A 22,873-nucleotide genomic window follows, 5' to 3' on the forward strand; every position below is an offset into this window, starting at 1 on the left:
CAGACGGATTTATATTAAGTGAGCCCTCCTCGCAAGTTTGAATACAAGCGTATTGAAAAGGTACTATCCAATGTTGCCGAAAAATCGCTGGCTGGTTCTGACCATTGTTTCCAGCGCATTGTTTCTGATCGTCGTGGACATGACGGTGCTTTATACGGCGCTACCCCGCCTCACCCACGATCTCGCGGCCAGCGCTTCCGAAAAGCTCTGGATCATGAACATCTATCCGCTCGTCGTTGCAGGGCTCCTGCCCGGCCTCGGCACGCTTGGCGACAAGGTCGGCCACAAGCGCATGTTCATGTCTGGACTCACAGTCTTCGGGCTTGCCTCATTCTGCGCGGCCTACTCGCCAAACCCGGAATTCCTTATTGCCGCTCGCGCATTTCTCGCTTGCGGCGCAGCCATGATGATGCCCGCAACGCTCTCCATCATTCGGTTGACGTTCACCGATGACAAGGAACGCTCGCTTGCAATCGGCATCTGGGCGGCTATTGCATCAGGCGGCGCCGCCATCGGCCCTGTGGCAGGCGGCGTTCTGCTGGAATATTTCTGGTGGGGATCGGTCTTCCTTATCAACGTACCCGTCGTACTGGTTGCACTGTCACTCTCCGTCTTCACACTTGAAAACCGTCCGCTCGGCTCCAAGCGCAAATGGGATTTGATCGGTTCGATCCAGATTATGGTTGGATTGATTGCACTCACCTATGCCGTGAAGGAACTCGCAAAGCGCGATGCGTCCATGACTGTATTTACAGCCGCGCTTGCAATCGGGTTGGTCGCATCATTCATCTTCGTGCGCAGGCAGCTCGCAAGCGAAGCACCGCTGATCGACTTTTCTCTGTTCAACAACAAGCTGTTTTCGATGGGTGTTTTCGCAGCTCTGGTGGCGTCCGGTTCAATGACGGGGATGGAGCTCGTCTTCAGCCAGCGCATGCAGCTGATCGAAGGCATGACACCCTTGCATGCCGGATTATCAATCTTGCCTATTCCTCTGGCCGCTTTCGTTGCAGGGCCGCTCGCTGGCATCATGCTGCCGCGCCTTGGTACCGGCAAGCTTCTGTGGTCGTCGCTGGGGATCACAGCACTCGGCGTTATTGTCTACATTCTGACTTACAAGACTTCGGCATCGTTCTATCTGGTCGGGCTTGCGATTCTCGGCTTCGGCGTGGGAGCTGCCATGACAGGTGCATCGTCGGCGATCATGACCAATGCACCGGTTGAAAAGGCAGGCATGGCAGCTTCCGTTGAAGAAGTTTCCTTTGAACTCGGCAATGCTCTCGGTGTCACGGTTTTCGGAAGCATTTTGTCCGTATTCTACACGGCAAGCCTTGTGATTCCTGAAGGTGCAGGTATCCCCGCAATCGTGCGCGACAGTCTGGACGAAGCGCTTCTGGCAGCTCAATCCCTATCGCCAGCAGATGCACAAACTCTGACGGCACTGGCATCGGCGGCTTTTGAGAGTGCTTATGTTGCCGTCATCACAGCGACCGCAACTCTGCTTTCGATCGCTACGCTCGTGGCCTACATTATTCAGCGACGTAAGACTATTGCCGCATAATCCGAAGTCGGGACCGGGCGACAGCCAATGCGGCAGTTGCCCGGCCTGATACGGTTTTTTCGACCACAAGAAAGCCATTCGGACCGGTGGCAGCAAGCGCAGCCGCTTCAGCGACACCATGACATCCAATTGTCTCGAAAACAGTCTCCGATGGGTTTTCGAGACGCGGAGTTTCCTTTTCCAGCCGCTCGGCATCGAAGAAACAAAGCGCACATTCATAGTGCGCTGCAAGCTCGTTCCATGCGAGCTCGCCACACTTGGTACTCAAGGTTGCGATAGCGTCAGGCCGCGAACGGCAGCCTTGTAACAACACCTGATCGGCCAAAGCCAAAAGCTCGTCGAATGTCACGCCGGACGAACCGCCCATGCCGAGGACTGTGCTGTAGTTTTTAGAACCCACAGGGCGACGACTGGCGTGCTTTGTGCAGCTCTTCCGGCTTGACGCCGAGTGTATCGGCAATGCGCTGGATCATCGTTGCCTCGGAACGGTCAAGCCGGTGATCGGAACAGGCAATCTTTACGAGGTCACTAAGCAGCGCCAAACGGCGATCCGGTGCCATCTCGGCCAGCATGTTGGCAGCTTGCTTGGTTGTCGTCTCGTAGGCGAAATCCTTGAGATACTCGGCCACTTCCGGAAGCTCTTCCGGCGGAATGCCGAAATTCCTTTCGGCAATTTCCTTGAACGCCGCTATTTCAGCAGGATGCTGGTCGCCATCGGCAAACACCACATGCAACAGCAAAAGCAGTTCAGATGCGAGCGCCGGATCATCGGCCACGCGCTGCACGGCGCTCTTCTTGCTGAGAAAAGCGGTAATCCGCTCAAAGATGCTCTCGCTCATGGAACCCCTCAAAACTTTCAGCCTGAATATAATGAATAACGCCGGATGCACCGGAAAACAATCGCGCTCAACGCACTGGCTTTCTTCGAAGATTATCCTTGTCCGACTAGCGTTAGGAAAGCAGCTGCTCTATGTTGCGCCCACCTCTCCCTTGGGCTTCCCCTATGCTTGAATTTTTCGATACACTTACCCTGCTCCTGACGGCTGCGGCATTCATCGCCGGGATCATCGATTCCATCGCCGGTGGTGGCGGAATGATTACAATCCCCGCCTTGCTACTGGCCGGAATTCCACCCGTTGAAGCGCTTGGCACGAACAAGCTGCAAGGCTTGTTCGGCTCGTCATCGGCAACCATCGCCTATGCACGCAAAGGGCATGTAAACATCAAGGAACAGTGGCCTGAAGCACTTGCATCGCTCATCGGTTCAGTGTTCGGCGCTTTACTCGCAACGGTTCTGCCGGTCGACATCATGCGTGCAGCGCTGCCAATCCTCCTCATCGCGATTGCAGTCTACTTTGCCATCAAGCCGAGCCTTGGCGATGTTGATCGTGCGCGACGTATCGGCCCGTTTCTTTTCGGCGTAACACTCGTTCCGCTGATCGGTTTTTATGATGGCCTTTTCGGCCCCGGGACCGGTTCGTTCTTCATGCTCGCTTTCGTGGCGCTGGCCGGCTTCGGTGTGCTGAAAGCCACCGCGCACACGAAGCTTCTCAACTGTGCGTCCAATGTCGGCGGCTTTGCAACCTTTGCCGCTGTCGGCGTCATCAACTGGAAGATCGGTATCTGTATGGGCGTCGCCCAGTTTATCGGCGCACAGATTGGCGCAAGCCTCGCCATGAAGGTCGGCTCACGCATTATCAAACCGCTTTTGATCGTTGTCAGCCTGGCGCTGGCAGTTCGCCTTTTGATGGACGGAACCAATCCGCTGCGCCAGTGGGTTGGGTTTTAGAGCGCATTTCGATCTGATTGGATCAGATCGGCGCTCTAAATATTTGTTTTGAATCGCGCATCTTTTCCGAAAACCGTTTCACACTTTTCGGGATACGCTCTAAATCCGAAGCGCGACCAGCACCACGCCGCAGCCGATAAGCAGAATGCCAAACCAGTTGAGGGTGGACATGCGCTCGCCAAGGAATGCCGCACCGAACAGTGCCACCAGCACAACCGACAATTTATCAATCGGCGCGACGCGCGATGCATCCCCGATCTGCAAGGCCCGGAAATAGGCAAGCCACGAAGCACCGGTCGCCAGACCTGACAGCACCAGAAACAGCCACGACTTTCCGGAAATCTCGCCGGGTTTCTGCCATTGGCCGGTAACGGTCAGGAACAGGCACAACGCGCCAATGATGACCAGCGTGCGCACGAGCGTGGCGAAATCAGAATTGATGCCCTGAATACCGACCTTAGCGAAGATGGCGGTCAATGCGGCAAACACCGCCGACATCAGTGCCCAGAATTGCCAGCTAGCAATCATCAAAACTCAATACCCTTCTGTGCCTTCACACCAGAGCGGAACGGATGCTTTATCATTTCCATCTCCGTCACGAGGTCGGCCGCTTCAATCAGCTCGTCCTTGGCATTGCGACCGGTAATGATGACATGCTTCATCTCCGGCTTGGCTTCGAGAACCTCGATCACTTCCTCAACCGGCAGATAATCGTAGCGAAGCACGATATTCAGCTCATCACAGAGCACCATATCGTAGCTTTCATCCAATATCATGGCTTTGGCTTGTTCCCATGCCCCACGCGCCATGGCGATGTCTCGCGTTCGGTCCTGAGTCTCCCAGGTAAAGCCTTCGCCTAGTGCTGAAATAGTCACCTGTTCGGGGAACTTTTCGAGCACCCAGCGCTCACCCGTGTCCCACGAGCCTTTGACGAACTGCACGACGCCGATTTTCATTCCGTGACCCAGCGCACGGAAAACCATCCCAAAACCGGCCGTCGACTTGCCCTTGCCTTTACCGGTATGGACGATCACCAGCCCTTTTTCTTCAGTCTTTGTCGCTTGAATCTTGTCGCGGGCAGCTTTCTTCTTGCGCATCTTGTCCGCATGGCGTGCATTCAGTTCCTCTTCCGTCATCGAAAGAAGTTTTTCCGATTTCTCAGCCATTTACCGCCCTTTCCGGATTCAATTTTTGAAGATTTGAACTCAATGTTTCCAGCTCGAACCGCGCAGAGTTGGAGCGAGGTGTCCAGAAGCCGCGCAAGATAGCATCGTTGAGTTTCGCTGCCGTCTCGGCAAGTGCTGCCGGGTTTTTCTCGGCCATGAAATCATGCACCGACTTGTCGGCGATATAAGCCTGATAGACCGCCTCGAAATGATGGTTCCCGACCTTGCCGGTGGTCGCCGCGAAGGCGAACAGATAGTCGACAGTTGCCGCAATCTCTGCCGCGCCCTTATAGCCGTGGCGCATGACGCCTGCGATCCATTTGGGGTTGGCCGCGCGACCACGTACGACGCGCGAAAGTTCTTCTTCCAGCGCACGAATGACCGGCTTTTCCGGGCGGGAATGGTCGTTGTGATAAACCGCAGGCATTGCGCCACTCAAGCTTTCAACGGTCGCAGCCATCCCACCTTCGAACTGGTAGTAATCGTCGCTATCGAGAAGGTCGTGCTCACGATTGTCCTGATTTTGCACAACAGCCTGAACCGAACGCAGCTGTTCTTCGAGAAGGCCGCGCTCAGCCTGCCCTTCCTCGCCTGCGCCATAGGCGTAACCGCCCCAGACAAGCCAGGCTTCCGCCAGATCGTTGCGTCCCGCCCAGCCGTTCTCGTCGATCAAGGCCTGCAGGCCTGCTCCATAAGCGCCGGGTTTGGACCCGAAGACACGATAGCCCGCACGCCGCTCCGCAGTCTTTTCGTCTGACCCTTCTGCAACAAGACGCACCTGTTCAATTCGCATACGCGCTGCGATTGGATTGTCCACGGCATCCTCATCAAGAGCGCCTACTGCACGCACGGCCTTGTCGAACAATGCAATCTGTTCTGGAAACGCGTCGCGGAAGAAGCCGGAAATGCGCAATGTCACATCGACACGTGGACGACCAAGCTTTGCAATCGGAATAATTTCGTATCCAGTCACCCGGCGTGACGCCATATCCCAGAGCGGCTTGACGCCGATCAGCGCCAAAGCCTGCGCAATATCATCACCGCCGGTGCGCATATTCGATGTGCCCCACGCGGTCAGGCCGAACGATGTCGGCCATTCACCATGATCTTGCGTGTAACGGGTGATCAGGAGTTCCGCCGATTTGCGTCCAAGTTCCCATGCTGCCGGAGTGGGAACGGCGCGACTATCAGTAGAGAAGAAATTACGACCGGTTGGCAGCACATCGGGACGGCCGCGTGTCGGTGCGCCGGATGGTCCCGGCGGCACAAACCGCCCGCCAAGTGCGGCAAGAAATCCATCTATTTCCGAAGGCCCGCAGGAAACCACCATGGGGCGCAGATGCGCCTCAATGGATTGGAGAACCGCCTGCGTCTGCGGCCAGTCTGCGGGGCACTCTATCGCGCCTGCAACAAAGCTGGCTGCCAGCAGTTCGATACGCTCCACCGTATCACCCGCAATGCGCCATGTTGCAGGGCTCGCAGCCAGCAGGAGTTCCGGTTTGGCACCTGTCCACGCCTCTGCCATATTGCAGTCCAGCGGATCGAATGTTTCGCCAAGCCCGCAATCCGCAGCGATTGCACGCTGGAGACTTTGATCTCCCGGCGCAACACCGAGCGAAACAGGAACACCGCGTGGCACACGTGCCAGCGCAACCAGAAGATCCGTCAGCAGCCTGCCTTCAGGCGCCAGCCCGAAAATATGCAGACCGTCACGTATCTGCATTTCCTTGAGATCACAGAGATAGGCGTCGAGCTTTTGCAGCGCCATGTCCTCATCGTCATGGTCGTGAATGCCCGCATCGCGATCAAGCCCGATGTCGCGCACGAGATCGAGTATCTGTCCTTTCAGTCTGAGCAGGCGGCGCGGATCGACGCCGGAGGCCTCGTAATATTCGTCCACCAGCGCTTCAAGGTCTTTCAACGGCCCATAACTTTCAGCGCGCGTCAGCGGCGGCGTCAGGTGGTCGATAATAACCGCGCTGGCGCGACGCTTGGCCTGCGTGCCTTCGCCCGGATCATTCACAATGAAAGGATAGATGTGCGGCGTGGGGCCGAACACAGCTTCGGGATAGCAATTTTCCGATAACGCCAAAGCCTTCCCCGGCAGCCATTCCAGATTTCCGTGCTTCCCCATGTGCACAATGGCATCGATGCCTGCGACCTCACGCAGAAAAGCGTAGAAGGCAATATAGCCGTGAGGTGGCACCAGATCAGGTGAATGATATGTCTCTTTCGGGTCGATGTTGTAACCGCGTGCCGGCTGAATGCCCACGAAGGTTTCACCCAGCCGCATCAACGGCAATGCGAAAGCGGCAAGCTCCTGCGCAAAATAAGGATCGTTTTCCGGCGCACCCCAACGCTCTTCGATTTCTTTCTGAATCGCAATGGGAAGTTTTTTGAAGAAAGCCTTGTATTGATTCAGTGAAATCGTGTCACGGATTTCACGCCCGTCATGCGCAGCATTGGTCGGTCCTGTCGTCAAGGCACGCATCAATGCATCACCGTCTACGGGAAGGTCAGCGACGGAATAGCCATTCTTCGCCATGGCGCGCAGTACTTCAACCGTCCCGGCAGGCGTGTCGAGACCTACCCCGTTTCCAAGCCGTCCGTCACGGTTCGGATAATTCGCGAGGATAAGCGCAACACGTCTTTCATCAGGTGATTTTCGCTTCAACCGAACCCAGTTTTCAGCAAGTTGCGCCACAAAGCCCACGCGGTTTTCATGCGGCTCGTGTGTCACGATATTCGCTTCCACTGCCGCATCAAACTGCTTTGCAGACTTGAAGGAAACGGCACGCGAAAGCACACGCCCGTCCACTTCCGGCAAGGCGACATTCATCGCCAGATCACGCGCAAGCAGACCTTGCTGCGAGCTTTCCCAAACCGCCTTCGGCGTGCCGGAAAAAATCACCTGCAACACCACATTGCCGCGCTTATCGAGGACAGTCGGCTTGCGCTCCGCCCCCGGCGAAGAAATTGCAAACCCCGTGGCATTCAAAACGATATCCGGCGGACAATCCTCGAACAGACCGTCGACGACTGCCGCAGACAATCGATCCTTGAGGCTCGAAACGAATATCGGAAGCGGATTGAGACCTTTTGCCTGCAAAGCAGCAATCAGCGCATCGACCGGCTGCGTCTGTCCGCTTTGCACCAGCGCCCGATAAAAAATAATGCCAGCGACAGGTGCTTTTGCATCGCTCCAGTGCGTGCGAATACTATCCAGCGAGGAGACATGCTCTCCCGGCCACCACAGACCAGCCTTGAGCAGAGGTGCAGCACTTTCCGGCTTCTCGGAACCCGCTATCAGCGCAGCGCAGTAGTGAAGGAATGCACCGGCATTCACAGCCCCGCCCTCGATCAGATACTGCCAGAGTTCATTTCGCTCGTGCGCAGAGATCGTTGAAAACCGGTCCAGCCCATGATCCGGCTTGTCGTCTCCCGGCAATACGGCAATCTTGATACCGTGATTGAGTGCACAAGCATGCAGCGCTTCCAACCCGTAAGGCCAGTATGTCTCGCCGCCAATGATGCGCACCACGATGAGGCTCGCATATCTGGCAGTACGCTCCACATAAGCGTCCACCGACATGGGATGGGTGAGACTCAGGAAATTGGCCAGCCGCAAGCTTGGCAAATCCGGCGCAAGTCTGTGTGCCTGCGCCAAACTGGCCAGTTCGGTATCGGCAGCGGAAAGGAACAATATCTCTCCCGGCGTCTGGCCGAGATCGACGGCTTCATTGCCGTCGCTGATTGTTCCTTTCTGGGCAAGAAGAAGATGCATCGGTCAGACAGCGTCTTTCACGGCCTTGGCGATGGCTGCTTCATCGATATCATGCAACCCGATCACGACCAGTCGCGTGGAGCGCGCTTCATCCTTGCCCCATGGACGGTCGAAATAATGCTCAATACGCGGACCAACCGCCTGCACGACCAGTCGCATCGGCTTGCCCGGCACATCGACAAAGCCCTTCAAACGAAGAATATCGTGTTCCGCAATGACCGCTTTCAGCTTTTCCGTGAACAGCTTGGGATCGCCCACAGAGCCCACTTCGACTACGAAGCTCTCGAACTCGTCATGATCGTGCTCATGTCCATCTGCATGATGGATTTCATGGTGGGATTTGCGGTTGGCGATGTCGTCTTCCGTGCCAACGCCGAGGCCGAGCAGAACATCAGCCCCAAGCTTGCCAAAGCTCGCAGGAACCATATTCACGCGGCGGGGCGAACGCTCGGCCACATCGGCTTTCACACTATCCAGCCTTGAGGCGTCGATCAGGTCAGCTTTGTTGAGAACAATCAGATCGGCTGCATGAATCTGATCCTCAAAAAGTTCCTCCAAGGGGCTTTCATGGTCAAGAGATTCGTCCGCTGCGCGCTGCGCATCCACCTTGTCGTGGTCATCGGCAAAACGCCCCTCGGCCACCGCTGCGGCGTCGATCACGGTTACTACACCGTCGACTGTTACCTGCGTCTTGATTTCTGGCCAGTTGAAAGCCGCGACCAACGGCTGCGGCAATGCCAGACCGGACGTCTCGATCACGATATGATCGGGGCGATCAGCGCGGTCCAGAAGCTTGGTCATGGTCGGGATGAAGTCATCGGCAACGGTGCAGCAGATGCAACCATTGTTGAGTTCGATCACATCTTCTTCGCGGCAAGTCTCGATACCGCAACCTTTCAGAATACCGCCATCGACACCGAGGTCGCCGAACTCATTGATGATCAACGCAATGCGTTTTCCATTGGCGTTTTCCAACAGGTTGCGGATCATCGTCGTTTTGCCCGATCCGAGAAAACCCGTGATGACTGTTGCGGGAATTTTCTGTCCCTGCATCGATTTATCCCTTCATCCTGAGCGGCAACCCTGCCGCCATGAAATAAACTTCATCCGCAATCGCGGCCACTGCCTGATGCAGAAAGCCTGCATGATCGCGAAATTCCCGTGCCATGCGATTTTCGGGCACGATCCCTAGTCCAACTTCGTTCGAAACAAAAACCACAGGCCCGGCAAGATCCGGCAGCATGGCGACAAGACTTGCCGTCTCTGTCGCTATATCGCGCTCGGCCATCATCAGATTGGTCAGCCACAGGGTCAAACAATCGACCAGCACGAACCGATCCGCAGCAGCATTCAATGTCAGTGCACCGACCAGATCGAGTGGCTCCTCCACCGTCTGCCATTCGGAACCACGTCGGTCGCGATGAATGGCAATGCGGTTTTCCATTTCCTTGTCGAAGGCACGTCCTGTTGCCAGATAGAGTGGCTGAAGTCCCGAGGATTCAACCATTTTCTCGGCATAGGACGACTTACCCGAACGGGCTCCGCCAAGAACCAGAACCGATTTTCCCGGCGAAGCCATTTTCATCAGCCCTCAATCTCGGACGATGCGTAGTGCTGGATGAACCAGCCAAGTGCGAGGCCGATCACGGCCCACATGAACAGGTTCGTCGCCAGCGATGCGACCGCATATTGCGAAGCAAGCAGTGATGGAATCGGTGACGAGATGTCTTCGGGATGCGGAGCACCATAAAGATGCGGCGCCACGATCAGCACCAGACCGAGGGTCTTTGCCCAGATTTCCTGGCGCAACACGATGAGATAGAGGCCTAAACCGCTCAGCACCACGGTAGCGAGCCACCAGAGCTGACGTTCAGCCAGATCAGCCGCAGGCATTGCCGGTAATTCCGGCGATAAACCCAATGCAGGCAGAAACGCGGCCGCGAAGAAACCGGCAACGCCCCAATAAATCCCATTCTGCACCGTAATGCGGCGTCCGAGAAGCAAAGCCACGCCACCAAGCAGCAAGGCGAAACCTGCACCTGCTACGAGATTGGCAAGGATCGTATTGCCCAACCGCCCAAATGGTAATTCAGCCCCTTCTTCCTCGGCACTTTCGGCAGCGGCACCATGATCATGCGGTGTGGCTTCCGCCTCGCCGTGACTATGGCCACCGCCAGCATCTTCATAGGTTTCGGCCTGCAGGATCAAAGGCACTGTCTTCAAATACATGGCGGGAGTAACCAGCAGCCCGGCCAAAAGCCCGGCAGCAAGCGTCGCCAACAAATAACGGATCAACATTTCTGTCCCTCAATAGCAATTTCGCGCCGATGGCCGTCCACCATCGAGCTTTGCTCAGCTTCAATTCCGAAAGATGTTAAACTGCTCAGTGGCAGGGAAAACCATAGGAATGGCGCGTATCGTGCGCTGAATCGTGCAACGTATCAGAATGGGCAAGCCCTACGCCGTAGATCAGGAACGCGCCGAGAAGCAGTGAAACCACAGCCGTGCCCAGACGGGCAGCGAGCGGCATTGCGAGTGTGCTGGAAACAGAATTTTGAGTACGTGCAGCCATGACAACCTCCGTGCAGGCAGCAGGGAAAAACCTCCCATGGGGTTCGGGCTCAATGCCCTCACGCAACAGGCAGGTCTCCTGGCTCACGGGTCGCGGGGATTGAAGCTACCTTCCCAGAAGCTTTGCAGCCTCCAGTGGTTACCGGTTGCCCGGTTTGCCTCATCCCTCTCCGCTCTACAGTCGCGGGGTCGGCTGCGATAAAGACGCCCGGATTGGGTCCGTCCGTCGCATTCCCTTTTTGGTATTGCCGGGATTCGTCCCGGCAAAAACCTGTTGCATGGTTTCGACACTAGGCTTTCGCCCCATCGTCGTCAATCGCGACCGATGATTGACGACCTCATTTCAAATTAAACAGTGCATCGATATCGAGACATGCTTCCAGCCCTTCGGCCAGTTCATCCAATGCAGCTTCAACGCCGGCGCGATAGTTCACTGAACTGCTCTGCACACCAAGATTCTGCAGAAATCTCCGGCGAAATTCATCCGCATTGAAAACACCGTGGAGATAGGTCCCCATGATGCGCCCATCTGGTGATATGGCTCCGTCGTCATGCTCGCCAATTCGAGCGAAAGGCCACCCCATATCCGGTCCAGTCGTGCGGCCGATATGGATTTCATAGCCCTCCAGCGGCACATTATGGAGAAGCGCGGTCGCCTGCACGTTGCGGACCACTTTTTCAGGTTCCATCACCGTTTCGATATCGAGCAGCCCAAGACCATCAATGTCGCGTACATGCCCCTCGATACCAGCAGGGTCGCTGATGTGGTGACCAAGCATCTGGAACCCGCCGCAGATACCAAGCACATGACCGCCTCGTTTCACGTGGGCAGATAATTGGCGATCCCAGCCATTGTCCCGAACCGCCTGCATATCGGCTATCGTGGACTTTGTCCCCGGCAGAACGACAAGGCCCGCATCGCCGGGAATGCTCGAACCAGGCGGCACCATGACCACTTCTACATCCGGTTCAGCCTTTAGCGGATCAAGATCATCGAAGTTGGCAATGCGCGGCAACATCGGCACAGCAACCACGAGCGACTTCTTGTCTCCGCGAACGGCACGTTCAAGAACGACAGAATCTTCGGCTGGCAGTCTCGATACCGCTTTCAGCCACGGGACAACGCCGAAAGAACGCCAGCCGGTAAACCGGGTAATGGCAGCCAGCCCGTCATCAAAAAGCGAAATATCGCCCCGGAACTTGTTGATCAGAAATCCGCGAACCATGGCGCGGTCCTGTTCGGACAGAATTGTGTGCGTGCCGACGAGAGACGCAATCACGCCACCTCTGTCTATGTCACCGACCAGAACAACCGGGACATCGGCCTGTGTGGCAAACCCCATATTGGCGATATCACCGGCCCGCAGATTGATTTCAGCTGGTGACCCCGCCCCTTCCACCAGCACAAGGTCCGCGCCTTCGCTGACCCTGGCGAAGGATTCCATGACAGCCGCCATGAGCTGCGGTTTCAATTCCTGATAATAGCGCCCGCGCGCCTCGCCTCGCACTTGTCCCTGGACGATAACCTGACTACCCATGTCAGTCTGCGGTTTGAGGAGTACCGGATTCATATGGACAGACGACGGCACACCGCAAGCCAGCGCCTGCAACCACTGCGCCCGACCAATTTCGCCACCATCGTCGCTGACTGCCGCATTGTTGGACATGTTTTGCGGCTTAAACGGTCGAACATTCAGGCCGCGATTGCGCGCAACCCGGCATAGTCCGGCAACAAGAACACTTTTGCCGACGTCCGAACCCGTTCCCTGAAACATGATTGCGCGTGCCATGGACTGCTGCGTAGCTTAAACTGAACTTTCTGGCAACGGGACCTCAATCGGCGAGCGTCTATGCAAAAATGCGCATCAGTTTATTACAAATGTGAGCAACATTATTCCAATGGAGCGTTGGCAGTCTCACACGGTTATGATCTAGTCCGGTGAAAAGGTGCGGTGCTACAGGGAGGAAACCATGGATGCTGCCGACCAGAACCAGTACGAACTGAACGAAGATCAGCTTGCCATTCAGGACATGGCGCGAGCCTTCGCCAGTGATCGCGTTGCCCCGCATGCATTGCAATGGGACCGCGACAAGCATTTCCCCGTCGACGTATTGCAAGAGACTGGACCGCTCGGCATGGGCGGCATTTATGTGCGTGAAGATGTGGGCGGCTCGGAGCTGAAGCGGCTCGACGCAGTTCTCATTTTTGAGGCACTGGCAACTGCATGCCCTTCATTCTCGGCTTTCGTCTCCATCCACAACATGGCCGCATGGATGATCGACACTTTCGGCAATGACGAACAGCGCCTGCGCTTTCTGCCAAAGCTCACGTCAATGGAATGGCTTGCCAGCTACTGCCTGACCGAGCCCGGATCGGGTTCGGATGCGGCGGCGCTCAGAACACGCGCTACACGCGATGGCGATCATTATATCCTCAACGGTTCCAAGCAGTTCATTTCCGGTGCAGGCGCCACGGATGTCTATGTGACGATGGTGCGTACCGGCGAGGACGGCCCCAAGGGGATTTCCACCATCGTTGTGCCAAAAGATGCACCCGGCCTTTCGTTTGGTGCAAATGAATTCAAGATGGGCTGGAACGCACAACCGACAAGAACCGTCATTTTCGACAATTGTCGCGTCCCGGCTGAAAACCTTCTCGGTGAAGAAGGAACAGGGTTTCGCATAGCGATGGCCGGGCTTGACGGCGGTCGGCTCAATATTGCTGCCTGTTCGCTCGGCGGCGCGCAATCGGCGCTCGACAAGTCACTGGAATATTGCAGCCAGCGCAAAGCCTTCGGTCAGACAATTGACCGTTTTCAAGCGCTGCAATTCCGCCTGGCGGACATGGAGACGGAACTCTCCGCGTCACGCCTTCTTCTTTACTCCGCTGCCAGCAAGCTTGATCGAAAAACCCACGATGCGGGCAAATGGTCGGCAATGGCCAAGCGCTTTGTCACTGACACGGGTTTCAATGTGGCGAACGAAGCGCTGCAGCTCTTCGGCGGCTACGGCTATCTGCATGAATACGGGATCGAAAAGCTTGTCCGCGATCTGCGCGTACACCAGATCCTCGAAGGTACGAACGAGATCATGCGTGTGATCATCGCACGCCAGATGATCGGACGCTAGTTCTGAATTAGTAACCGCCAAGGGAGGAATTTTTTATGGCCACAATAGCATTTATCGGCCTTGGCAATATGGGTGGCCCGATGGCCGCCAACCTCGTGAAAGCCGGTCACACCGTTCGCGGCTTCGACCTCCTGCCGCAACATCTCGATGAGGCAAAGGCCAATGGTCTCTCGATAGCCTCGAGCGCGCAGGATGCGGTTGCCGACGTTGACGTGGTGATCACCATGCTGCCCGCCGGAAAGCACGTTCTCTCCGTCTATGAGGACATTGCACCAAATGCTCGAAAAGACTCACTTTTCATCGACTGCTCGACAATCGATGTAGATTCAGCACGCAAGGCACATGAGCTGGCCGCAAGCCACGGACATCTTTCCATTGATGCGCCTGTTTCCGGCGGCACCGGTGGCGCTTCCGCAGGGACATTGACTTTCATGGCTGGCGGTAGCGACGACGCATTCACACGCGGGGAGCCGATCCTGCAGCCAATGGCTGGAAAGATCGTGCATTGCGGCGGTGACGGCGCAGGACAAGCGGCGAAAATCTGCAACAACATGATCCTCGGCATATCGATGATCGGTGTCAGCGAGGCCTTTGTTCTGGCTGAGAAACTGGGCCTGTCCCACCAAGCGCTCTTCGATGTGGCGTCAACATCATCGGGGCAATGCTGGTCACTGACAACCTACTGTCCGGTTCCGGGACCGGTTCCAACATCACCTGCAAACCGCGACTATAAACCCGGTTTTGCGGCAGCTTTGATGCTGAAAGACCTCAAGCTCTCGCAGGAAGCCGCGCAAAGCGCTGGCGCTGAAACACCGCTCGGCGCACATGCACAGGAACTTTACAGTCTTTTTGATGGTGAAGGCCATGGCGCCGAAGACTTCTCAGGCATCATCAATTACCTGCGCTCCAAATCTGGAGCAGATTAAACAATTGCCCACGCAAAAAAATCGCATTGTTTAGATTTGCTTAAGTCTCTGATAACCGTACGGTAACGATGTTGGGCTAGAAAGGAGCACGAGACGGGTTCACCCGGCTCAACGCTCCGGATCTGGTACTGCGTACCGGAGCTCAGTATATCCCGCCAGTGTATTGTTCGGCGGAGATGCCATGCGTAATTGGCAAAACCGTGCACCTCTGGCAGCGCGGTTTTTGCCATTTGAACCTACAAATAGTTGCCTGAAACTGGCCCGTTGCCCTTGATCATCAGGGAATGCACAATTACACGCCTTTGTTACAAAGCATTTAGAGCTGTTCGATTGAAATCCGGACATAATCCTGTGAAATGCAGAGCGCTTCCAATGAAGCCTGCTACACAGGTGATTTTTATTCAGGGCAATGAATTTGACTGCACAACGACCAGCCACCGCTGTTTCCACTGCCGATAAGAAACTTTTCGGCCTGCCTTTGGCTGTAATTTTCGTGCTGTGCTATTTCGCGTTCCAAACCATTCTTGTCACCGTTGTTTCCAACGGCGCAGGCCTTGATGACGCCGAGCAGCTGGCCAATATCGGCTACCTGGACTGGGGGTATGGCGGATCACAACCCCCTCTCTATACCTGGATTACCAATCTGGTTGCATCGGTGCTGGGCACATCGATGTTCACACTCCAGATCGTGAAATTCAGCATTCTTGCAAGCCTGTTCCTAAGCGTTTACGGCGCTATGAGACTGCTCGGTTTTTCGCGCATTGTCGCGTCAGCCGGTATGCTTGGTCTGTTTCTCATCCCGCAAATCGGCTGGGAATCACAACGCGCCCTGACCCATTCAGTTGCAGGCACCGCCGGTTGTGGCTGGGCCTTCCTGGCCTTTGCCTGGCATATGCGCAGGCGCAGTGTCGTCTCTGCCGCCGCATTAGGCATCGCGATGGCTGCGGCTATCCTCGGCAAATTCAATGCCTCATTCTTCCTGATCATGCTGATCATGACAGGACTTCTCATTCCCGAATACCGCCGGATACTGCTCTCCAAGCTGAGTTTCGTTACGATTCTGGCATTCGCCATCTGCTTCGGACCAACTGCGCTCTGGATGTTCGCACACAAATCCAGCGTCATGGCGCGCGCGAGTAAGTTTGAAATCGGCGCTTCCGGCAATGTCTTCTTCGACCGGCTGATGGGCGTCGAGAGCCTGATAGAAGCAGCCTTTCTGTTCTCGATCCTTGCCCTGGCAATCGCGGGTATCATCGCACTCATTCACTGGCAGAAGAAAACCGCCCCCTCCGTTCCGCTCACCACCGGCGAGAAATTCCTGCGGCTCCTGATCCTAGTCGGACTGGTTATTGTTCTCGTTGGCGTTATCGCCACCGGCGCAAACAACGTGAAAGATCGCTGGCTGCAGCCCGTTCTGTTCCTCACTCCGGCACTGATGGCAAGCCTTTTTGCTCGTTACAGGACCGGAAACAGGGCCTTGATCGACTTCGCTGTCGTGAGCGCTGTCGTAGCGCTTATCGTCCCGCCAGTGTTGAGCTATTACCTGACCTATGGCTCCAGCTCTCCGCCTTACGGCCAGCTCGATTATCGTCATTTCTACGAGGAAGTGCAGGCGAAAGGACCGTTCAAGACGATCCTGACGGACAATGCACAGATACCGGGCAATTTCAGACTATTTGATTCGTCGTTGCGCGTGGTTCATCCCGAAACGCCCGATGCCAGAGCTTACCTGACATCACCCGTACTCGTTATGTGGTTCGGTGGCGCTGAACCCAATGAACGCATTGCTGCTTTGTTGCAAAATGCGAACATCACAATACCTCATGACGGTATCACTACCACCGAAATTGAATATAAAACCCGACCAGACAAGCACATAACCGTCAGCTATTTTCTGGTTCCATAAAGGAAAGGCCCGGGAAACCCGGGCCATTTATTCTCTTATTCTACTGTTTCCTGAACCGCATGAGCGGTGCCTTTTACGTCGCGGCCAACGCCGCGAACAGTATTTGCACAGGACGCAAGCGTGAATGCGCAGAGAACGATAGCAACTGGGACAAGTCGGGTCAGCTTCATGACAGTCTCTCCAATGGGATGTGCAATCCTCCCCTTTCAGGGGTAGGTGCATAGAGTTCCAAGTCTATTCAAACCAGTTATGCCTCCCGCCACATACGAAGCCCCTGCCCGGCATCTGGCGGTGAAGCCGATTCACTCGGCTGTCACAAAAGAAATCTAGCGCAGCGTTTTTCGCTGGCAAGAGAATGCATTAGTTCCCGTCCCAATAAACTGTGATCTGTCATCAGCTGGAACGAAAAGTCTCAAACCGGCCGGAACGGCGATAACCTTCGAAAACATTCCGCAGATGGTCAGCAACGACCTGAATGTGCGGCCCGGCTTCCGGCTTCACAATTATACCCAGCTGATAACGTCCCAGAGCGGGCAAACCATGTTCCGGCCCCAGAGCGACAATTCCATCGCTCAATAGCGTTTTACCAAATGGCGCAATGGCAAGATCAGCCATGATCGCAGCCCGCTGTCCTGTCGAATGCGAGCTCATATAGGCAATGCGGTAAGGACGGCCGCTAGTCTCAAGCGCTTCAAGCGCATTGCCGCGCCAGGCACATCCTTCTTCCCAAATCGAAAGAGGCAGAGGCTCCCGACGATAAGCCGTACCACACTTGGCACCCGCCCAGACGAGTTCCTCATCCAGCAGAACTTCCACATCGCCTTTGTTTAGTATCGTATGGGACATGTTGATCAGCGTAACATCGAGTCGCCGCTCATCGAGCCGCTTGCGCAGATTGCTACTCTGGTCGATCACGACATCCACTGTTACGCCCGGATGGCTTTCGGCAAAACGCTTCAAGACGAGCGGCAATACGCATTCGCCGATATCATCCGGCGACCCTAGCCGAACCACTCCAGTCACTGTGGGCGCAACAAATTTCGAGACTGCCTCTCGATTGAGAGCCAGAAGACGACGCGCATATCCGAGCAGAATCTCGCCATCGCTGGTCAGCGTAACCGAGCGTGCGTCCCGATCGAAAACTGCAACACCAATCTGTTCCTCTAACTTCTTGATCTGCATCGAAACGGCAGAGGGCGTGCGGAACACCGCGTTCGCAGCAGAGGAGAAACTTCCCGTATCGGCAATTGCCACAAATGTGCGCAGCACATCGATATCGAGCATCGGAAGGGGATGTTGAACGGGCGCTGTCATGACGGACTCCGTTTTTTCCGCTCTTTGTTCAAATTTTCTGATCTTAAGCCTTTCTATATTTCGTTTGATTGAACGTCAAGCAGAATGCACATTGAGGACACGAACAAGCAGAGCTGCAGCGAGCGTATCAACCGAACTTCCTGAATGAGGAGAGAGAAAATGACCGTTCAATGCCAATCCGCTCCCAACGGCCGGGCATCAGTCGTGCGCTTTACATCAACGTCATCCGTTGCGAACGCACAGTTATGGTTTCTGGCATTTTACTCCGAAGTGCAAAAACGGATCGAAGCCTGGTCGTACGAACGTCGGGTGAAGCGCAGCCGTCGTGTGCTGGAATCGCTACCTGAACACATATTGCACGATATCGGCTGGCCAAACGTGGATGATCGTCTGCCGGGCATCGCCAAAAACACAGCAGAGTTCAAGCGTGGGCAGTAAAGCCAATTGAGGGCGATCATGCGATCCGCCCTCAATTTCCCGACATTAAAATACCTTTTCGCGGCAGGCATTTAGCCGCACTTTGCAACCTACCCGTTCTGTGTCTCAATAGAACACTATCTTGTTTGCGCCATCGCCCTCCCCCTGTGAAACCGGGCCAACGCAGCAAGGTTGCCGGTCTGAAAGCGACCGGAGAAAACCGGGCCCAAAAGACCCGGAGTCGTGACGGAGACACAAGGCTTCAACTGCGTCGGGAACCGCAGCCAGAGCCTTTCGAGAATGGGAACGATCGGGCATGATCCAAGCTTCATCGGTTAAGCGGTCTATTGTCTTTTTCCTGGTTCCAAACTTTTCGATGATTGCATTCGCAACGGCCATTGAGCCATTGCGCATTGCAAATCGGATGCTGGGTTATGATGCCTATAGATGGCGACTGACATCGGTTGATGGAAAACCGGTGACCGCATCCAACGGTGTGGAATGCGCCGTCAATGCATCGCTGGAAGACGAGCGACGTTTCCTGCAGCGCGAGCAACGCCCCTCGATGGTATTCGTCTGCTCCGGCGTCTACGTGGAAGAATTCAGAAACAAGTCGGTCTTTGCGTGGCTGCGTGAGGAATATAATCGCGGCGTGGCAGTCGGTGGACTTTGTACCGGCGCCCATATACTGGCCGCGGCCGGGCTTCTATCTGGCAAACGCTGTGCCATTCACTGGGAAAATCTCCCCGGTTTCTCGGAAGCCTTTCCCAAGGCCGAGGTCTATGCCGATCTGTTCGAGGTCGATGGTAACCTTTACACCTGCGCGGGCGGAACCGCCTCTCTCGATATGATGCTGAAGCTGATTGGAGATGATTTCGACGCCAATCTGGTCAACAAGATCTGTGAACAGGCACTGACCGACCGTGTCCGCAGCCCGCAGGATCGCCAGCGCCTGCCGCTGCGGGCCCGTCTCGGCATTCAGAACTCCAAGGTGCTCACCATCATCGAGATGATGGAAGCCAATCTTTCAGAGCCGCAGGCACTGATCAATGTGGCCCACACGATTGGTCTTTCGCGGCGTCAGGTGGAGCGTCTTTTCCGACAGGAGATGGGCCGGTCTCCGGCGCGCTATTATCTGGAAATTCGCCTCGATCGCGCGCGGCATCTGTTGTTGCAATCGTCCATGCCTGTGGTCGAAGTCGCAGTCGCCTGTGGCTTTGTTTCGGCGTCGCATTTTTCCAAATGCTATCGGGAATTATACGGACGCTCGCCACAACAGGAACGGGCAGAGCGCAAAATGCTCATCGCCGCTTAAGCACGACACTAAAGAAAGATAGAGCTGCATCTTGAATGGAGCAGCTCCACTCCTGTCAGCTTTCAAAATAAAATCAAAACCATACAGGCTTTTCCGGAATCAGTTCTACAGATCGAACCATCTGTGGATACAGGATTGTTGGATATGTCGCGAACAGGACAGCCGATGCTCAACCTTCCGGGATTTCCAGAAGCTGCGATGCAGTCGTCTGACGCTGCGAATATGTCGTATAAAGGCAAATGTCGCGCCCAGCCAACGACTATGGTTTTGTCAAATACCAACGAGAGCGGTTTCAGGTAATACGGAGTCGTTGGAACCGCTCTATCCATCTTTTTCACGCATTATCCGACGCAAAACCGCTACGCACTTTTGCTGGAAATGCTCTAGGGACGCATAAAATGGCAGAGTTTCCTAAGAAGGCAAAAGTTGTGATCGTCGGGCTTGGCGGTATCGTCGGCGCCTCGGTGGCACACCATCTGATCGAGCGCGGCTGGGACGATATCGTCGGCATCGACAAATCGGGTATCCCGACCGACATCGGCTCTACTGCCCATGCGTCCGACTTCTGCTATGCGACCAGCCATGACTTCCTGTCGTGCTGGACAACGCTCTACTCCATCGATTTCTATGAAAAGATGGGGCATTACGCCCGCGTCGGTGGCATCGAGGTAGCGCGCGTCGGTGACGATGCCCGCATGGACGAAATCAAGCGCAAGGTCGCATCGGGTAAAGCTTTCGGCACTCGTGCTCGCCTGATGGAACCGTCAGAGATCAAGGAAAAATTCCCGCTCATCGAGGAAAGCCTGGTTCAAGGCGGCCTGTGGGACCCCGATGCCGGTCTGGTCATCCCGCGCTCGCAGACCGTCGCTGGCAAGCTGATTGATCAGGCTGAAGCTGCAGGCAAGCTACAAAGCTTCGCCAACACCCCGGCCCAGTCGCTAATCGTCGAAAACGGGCGCATCAAGGGTGTCGTCACGCATCGCGGCACCATCGAAGCTGACTATGTCATCATCTGCGCTGGCCTTTGGGGACGTCTGATTGCCGAAATGGTTGGTGAAGACCTGCCAGTCATGCCAATTGACCATCCGCTAACATTCTTCGGTCCCTATAACGAGTTTGAAGGCACCGGCAAGGAAATCGGCTGGCCACTCATGCGCGATCAGGGTAACTCCGCCTATATGCGCGACACCGGCGATCCGAAAACTGCCGAAGGCGGCCAGATCGAATGGGGCTATTACGAGGAAAAGAACCCGCGCTTGTGCCATCCGCGTGACCTTCTGGAAAAGCATGAAGCACGTCTCTCGCCATCACAGCGCGATCTTGAGATGGACCAGATTCTCGAACCGCTTGAGCGCGCCATCGAGCTGACGCCCATTCTGGGCGAGCTTGGCTATAATGAAAGCCACTCCTTCAACGGTTTCCTGCAGGTCACGACTGATGGCGGCCCATCCATGGGCGAAAGCCAGAAGGTGCGCGGCCTATGGTATGCAGTCGCCATCTGGGTCAAGGACGGTCCCGGCATGGGCAAGCTCATTGCCGACTGGATGACCGACGGTCGCACGTCCATTGATCATCACGCCGTCGACTATTCCCGTTTCTACCCGCATCAGATGACCGAGCAGTTCATCTGGGATCGCTGCACGGAAACGGCGATGAAGGTGTACAATCCGGCGGTTCATCCGCGTGAACCCTTCTCCAAGGGCCGCAATATCCGCCGCTCACCATTCTATGAACGCGAAGTCGAACTCGGTGGCCATTTCATGGAGCTTGGCGGCTGGGAGCGCGCGCACGGCTATGCCGCCAATGAACACCTTCTCGAAAAGTATGGTGATCGCGTACCAGTGCGCGAAAACGAATGGGATAACCGCCACTTCTGGCGCGTCTCCAATGCCGAACACCTCGAACTGACCGAGAATTGCGGCATCATCAATCTCTCGCACTTCGCCATGTACGACATTGAAGGCCCCGACCATGTCGAGCTGATGGAGTGGCTCTGTGCAGCTAAAATCGGCGGCGATGCCAATATCGGCAAGGGCATCTATACCCACTTCCTCGACGACGAAGGCATGGTGCGGGCCGACTTCACGGTAATCCGCATGGCAGACCGCATCCGTATGATCAATGGTGCCGATGCCGGACCTCGCGACTTCCACTATATGCGTCGCGTGGCCGAAGATAAGGGCTTTGACGTTACGATCACCGATGTGACGGAAAAATACGTCACCATCGGCATCTGGGGTCCGAATGCGCGCGAGAATCTGAAGAAGGTCGTTGAGAGCCCTGAAGGTCTTGATGCGGAAAACTTCCCCTTCGCTGCCATCAAGCCAATCCGGATTGCGGGCAAGGATGTTACCGCGTTCCGCATTTCCTATGTCGGTGAACAGGGTTGGGAATTGCATATGCGTTACGAAGACGGCCTTGCCGTCTGGGATGCGCTTCGCTCCACCGGCGTAATTGCGGTAGGCGTCGAGACCTATGCCAACACGCGTCGCATGGAAAAGAGCTTACGCCTGCAGAATGCCGATCTGCTGACCGAGTATAACCTTCTCGAAGCCGATCTTGCTCGCCCGAAGGTCAAGGAGGCGGATTTCCGCGGCAAGGCAAAGCATGTGGAATATCGCGCCCGCGAGCATCAGCCTGCCATACTCTGCACGCTAGCCATAACCGACAATGTCGATTCGAAAGGTGTGGCCAGGTATCCTGTCGGCATTATGCCGGTACAGGATCCGAGTACCGGAGATACACTCATCGACGAACTTGGCCGCCGGTCTTTCACGACCTCAGTCGCCTATGGCCCGACGATTGGCAAGAACATCGCGCTCGCGTACCTGCCATGGGCCTATTGTCAGGAAGGTCGCAAGCTGAATGTGGAATATTTCGGTGAGACTTATCCGGTTGAAGTGCTTTCGATAGGTTACAAGCCTCTCTACGACCCGGAAAACCTCAAGCCTCGCAGCTGACCGGGACACTTTCCATACAAAAAAGCCGAGGCAACACC

20 protein-coding genes and 1 riboswitch are annotated in these 22,873 nt (G+C 55.7%); of the genes, 8 read left to right on the plus strand and 12 right to left on the minus strand.

Going from position 1 to position 22,873, the window contains the following annotated elements; translation table 11 throughout:
* The first annotated feature begins 70 nt into the window (after positions 1-70).
* The gene (locus KWJ32_RS12605) at positions 71-1,558 is read left to right on the plus strand and encodes an MFS transporter (protein ID WP_012091862.1); all 1,488 of its coding nucleotides are present in this window, start codon (positions 71-73) and stop codon (positions 1,556-1,558) included.
* Here KWJ32_RS12605 and KWJ32_RS12610 read toward each other — a convergent pair.
* Together KWJ32_RS12610 and KWJ32_RS12615 are read right to left on the minus strand one after the other, a co-directional pair.
* Entirely contained in the window at positions 1,545-1,925 is a 381-nt protein-coding gene (locus KWJ32_RS12610; RefSeq protein WP_040129224.1) for a cobalamin biosynthesis protein, read from the minus strand. The two genes, KWJ32_RS12605 and KWJ32_RS12610, sit on opposite strands and share 14 nt — an antisense overlap.
* 22 nt (positions 1,926-1,947) lie before the next feature.
* A complete protein-coding gene (locus tag KWJ32_RS12615) occupies positions 1,948-2,397 on the minus strand; it encodes a TerB family tellurite resistance protein (RefSeq protein ID WP_010659842.1) in 450 nt (149 codons plus the stop codon).
* Positions 2,398-2,561: 164 nt separating this feature from the next.
* On the opposite strand from KWJ32_RS12615, the gene KWJ32_RS12620 reads away from it, so the two are divergent.
* Positions 2,562-3,347, plus strand: coding sequence for a TSUP family transporter (locus KWJ32_RS12620; protein ID WP_125335300.1), 786 nt, complete (start codon positions 2,562-2,564; stop codon positions 3,345-3,347).
* 99 nt (positions 3,348-3,446) lie between these two features.
* Here KWJ32_RS12620 and KWJ32_RS12625 read toward each other — a convergent pair whose 3' ends face one another.
* The 8 genes from KWJ32_RS12625 to KWJ32_RS12660 all read right to left on the minus strand — a co-directional run bounded on the left by KWJ32_RS12625 (position 3,447) and on the right by KWJ32_RS12660 (position 12,658).
* Entirely contained in the window at positions 3,447-3,875 is a 429-nt protein-coding gene (locus tag KWJ32_RS12625; protein WP_012091859.1) for an EamA family transporter, read from the minus strand.
* On the minus strand, positions 3,875-4,513 hold the full coding sequence (gene cobO, locus KWJ32_RS12630) for a cob(I)yrinic acid a,c-diamide adenosyltransferase (protein WP_010659839.1): 639 nt from the start codon (positions 4,511-4,513) through the stop codon (positions 3,875-3,877). The genes KWJ32_RS12625 and cobO overlap by 1 nt, the downstream gene beginning before the upstream one ends.
* Complete coding sequence (gene cobN, locus KWJ32_RS12635; protein ID WP_151609984.1) at positions 4,506-8,297, minus strand: cobaltochelatase subunit CobN; 3,792 nt, start codon at positions 8,295-8,297, stop codon at positions 4,506-4,508. Before cobN ends, cobO begins: the two co-directional genes overlap by 8 nt.
* Positions 8,298-8,300: 3 nt before the next feature.
* Positions 8,301-9,350 (minus strand): cobalamin biosynthesis protein CobW, encoded by a 1,050-nt coding sequence (cobW, locus tag KWJ32_RS12640; protein ID WP_012091857.1) that lies wholly within the window; start codon positions 9,348-9,350, stop codon positions 8,301-8,303.
* Positions 9,351-9,354: 4 nt separating this feature from the next.
* A complete protein-coding gene (gene cobU / locus KWJ32_RS12645) occupies positions 9,355-9,876 on the minus strand; it encodes a bifunctional adenosylcobinamide kinase/adenosylcobinamide-phosphate guanylyltransferase (protein WP_012091856.1) in 522 nt (173 codons plus the stop codon).
* Between the two features lie 5 nt (positions 9,877-9,881).
* The gene (locus KWJ32_RS12650; RefSeq protein WP_012091855.1) at positions 9,882-10,595 is read right to left on the minus strand and encodes a CbtA family protein; all 714 of its coding nucleotides are present in this window, start codon (positions 10,593-10,595) and stop codon (positions 9,882-9,884) included.
* 85 nt (positions 10,596-10,680) lie between these two features.
* A complete protein-coding gene (locus KWJ32_RS12655; RefSeq protein WP_006467114.1) occupies positions 10,681-10,869 on the minus strand; it encodes a CbtB domain-containing protein in 189 nt (62 codons plus the stop codon).
* 50 nt (positions 10,870-10,919) lie between these two features.
* Positions 10,920-11,158: riboswitch (cobalamin riboswitch) on the minus strand.
* 48 nt (positions 11,159-11,206) lie between these two features.
* On the minus strand, positions 11,207-12,658 hold the full coding sequence (locus tag KWJ32_RS12660; protein WP_012091854.1) for a cobyric acid synthase: 1,452 nt from the start codon (positions 12,656-12,658) through the stop codon (positions 11,207-11,209).
* A gap of 181 nt (positions 12,659-12,839) precedes the next feature.
* Here KWJ32_RS12660 and KWJ32_RS12665 point away from each other — a divergent pair, with 181 nt between their 5' ends.
* From KWJ32_RS12665 to KWJ32_RS12675, 3 genes are all read left to right on the plus strand, one after another.
* Positions 12,840-13,997, plus strand: coding sequence for an isobutyryl-CoA dehydrogenase (locus KWJ32_RS12665; protein WP_012091853.1), 1,158 nt, complete (start codon positions 12,840-12,842; stop codon positions 13,995-13,997).
* A 35-nt stretch (positions 13,998-14,032) separates the two neighbouring features.
* The gene (mmsB, locus tag KWJ32_RS12670; RefSeq protein ID WP_012091852.1) at positions 14,033-14,923 is read left to right on the plus strand and encodes a 3-hydroxyisobutyrate dehydrogenase; all 891 of its coding nucleotides are present in this window, start codon (positions 14,033-14,035) and stop codon (positions 14,921-14,923) included.
* Positions 14,924-15,332: 409 nt separating this feature from the next.
* On the plus strand, positions 15,333-16,829 hold the full coding sequence (locus KWJ32_RS12675; RefSeq protein WP_012091851.1) for a glycosyltransferase family 39 protein: 1,497 nt from the start codon (positions 15,333-15,335) through the stop codon (positions 16,827-16,829).
* Between the two features lie 35 nt (positions 16,830-16,864).
* On the opposite strand, the gene KWJ32_RS12680 is transcribed toward KWJ32_RS12675, so the two are convergent.
* A complete protein-coding gene (locus KWJ32_RS12680; RefSeq protein ID WP_012091850.1) occupies positions 16,865-16,999 on the minus strand; it encodes an entericidin A/B family lipoprotein in 135 nt (44 codons plus the stop codon).
* A 223-nt stretch (positions 17,000-17,222) separates the two neighbouring features.
* Entirely contained in the window at positions 17,223-18,143 is a 921-nt protein-coding gene (locus tag KWJ32_RS12685; protein ID WP_012091849.1) for a LysR family transcriptional regulator, read from the minus strand.
* A 159-nt stretch (positions 18,144-18,302) separates the two neighbouring features.
* Here KWJ32_RS12685 and KWJ32_RS12690 point away from each other — a divergent pair, with 159 nt between their 5' ends.
* From KWJ32_RS12690 to KWJ32_RS12700, 3 genes are all read left to right on the plus strand, one after another.
* A complete protein-coding gene (locus KWJ32_RS12690) occupies positions 18,303-18,581 on the plus strand; it encodes a DUF1127 domain-containing protein (RefSeq protein WP_012091848.1) in 279 nt (92 codons plus the stop codon).
* Positions 18,582-18,876: 295 nt separating this feature from the next.
* A complete protein-coding gene (locus tag KWJ32_RS12695; RefSeq protein WP_012091847.1) occupies positions 18,877-19,875 on the plus strand; it encodes a GlxA family transcriptional regulator in 999 nt (332 codons plus the stop codon).
* Positions 19,876-20,273: 398 nt separating this feature from the next.
* Entirely contained in the window at positions 20,274-22,835 is a 2,562-nt protein-coding gene (locus tag KWJ32_RS12700) for an FAD-dependent oxidoreductase (RefSeq protein ID WP_012091846.1), read from the plus strand.
* Positions 22,836-22,873 lie beyond the last annotated feature (38 nt).

It is taken from the genome of Ochrobactrum sp. BTU2 (assembly GCF_024539785.1).
Classification (GTDB): domain Bacteria; phylum Pseudomonadota; class Alphaproteobacteria; order Rhizobiales; family Rhizobiaceae; genus Brucella; species Brucella anthropi.

Bases quoted from the DNA above. Each gene is read 5' to 3' on its own strand.
- cobU (WP_012091856.1), bottom strand. From the start codon at position 9,876: ATGGCTTCGCCGGGAAAATCGGTTCTGGTTCTTGGCGGAGCCCGTTCG.
- KWJ32_RS12665 (WP_012091853.1), top strand. From the start codon at position 12,840: ATGGATGCTGCCGACCAGAACCAGTACGAACTGAACGAAGATCAGCTT.
- KWJ32_RS12620 (WP_125335300.1), top strand. From the start codon at position 2,562: ATGCTTGAATTTTTCGATACACTTACCCTGCTCCTGACGGCTGCGGCA.
- KWJ32_RS12700 (WP_012091846.1), top strand. From the start codon at position 20,274: ATGGCAGAGTTTCCTAAGAAGGCAAAAGTTGTGATCGTCGGGCTTGGC.
- KWJ32_RS12680 (WP_012091850.1), bottom strand. From the start codon at position 16,999: ATGAAGCTGACCCGACTTGTCCCAGTTGCTATCGTTCTCTGCGCATTC.
- KWJ32_RS12655 (WP_006467114.1), bottom strand. From the start codon at position 10,869: ATGGCTGCACGTACTCAAAATTCTGTTTCCAGCACACTCGCAATGCCG.
- KWJ32_RS12660 (WP_012091854.1), bottom strand. From the start codon at position 12,658: ATGGCACGCGCAATCATGTTTCAGGGAACGGGTTCGGACGTCGGCAAA.
- KWJ32_RS12605 (WP_012091862.1), top strand. From the start codon at position 71: ATGTTGCCGAAAAATCGCTGGCTGGTTCTGACCATTGTTTCCAGCGCA.
- KWJ32_RS12690 (WP_012091848.1), top strand. From the start codon at position 18,303: ATGACCGTTCAATGCCAATCCGCTCCCAACGGCCGGGCATCAGTCGTG.
- cobW (WP_012091857.1), bottom strand. From the start codon at position 9,350: ATGCAGGGACAGAAAATTCCCGCAACAGTCATCACGGGTTTTCTCGGA.
- KWJ32_RS12625 (WP_012091859.1), bottom strand. From the start codon at position 3,875: ATGATTGCTAGCTGGCAATTCTGGGCACTGATGTCGGCGGTGTTTGCC.
- KWJ32_RS12695 (WP_012091847.1), top strand. From the start codon at position 18,877: ATGATCCAAGCTTCATCGGTTAAGCGGTCTATTGTCTTTTTCCTGGTT.
- mmsB (WP_012091852.1), top strand. From the start codon at position 14,033: ATGGCCACAATAGCATTTATCGGCCTTGGCAATATGGGTGGCCCGATG.
- KWJ32_RS12685 (WP_012091849.1), bottom strand. From the start codon at position 18,143: ATGACAGCGCCCGTTCAACATCCCCTTCCGATGCTCGATATCGATGTG.
- KWJ32_RS12610 (WP_040129224.1), bottom strand. From the start codon at position 1,925: ATGGGCGGTTCGTCCGGCGTGACATTCGACGAGCTTTTGGCTTTGGCC.
- cobO (WP_010659839.1), bottom strand. From the start codon at position 4,513: ATGGCTGAGAAATCGGAAAAACTTCTTTCGATGACGGAAGAGGAACTG.
- KWJ32_RS12650 (WP_012091855.1), bottom strand. From the start codon at position 10,595: ATGTTGATCCGTTATTTGTTGGCGACGCTTGCTGCCGGGCTTTTGGCC.
- cobN (WP_151609984.1), bottom strand. From the start codon at position 8,297: ATGCATCTTCTTCTTGCCCAGAAAGGAACAATCAGCGACGGCAATGAA.
- KWJ32_RS12615 (WP_010659842.1), bottom strand. From the start codon at position 2,397: ATGAGCGAGAGCATCTTTGAGCGGATTACCGCTTTTCTCAGCAAGAAG.
- KWJ32_RS12675 (WP_012091851.1), top strand. From the start codon at position 15,333: ATGAATTTGACTGCACAACGACCAGCCACCGCTGTTTCCACTGCCGAT.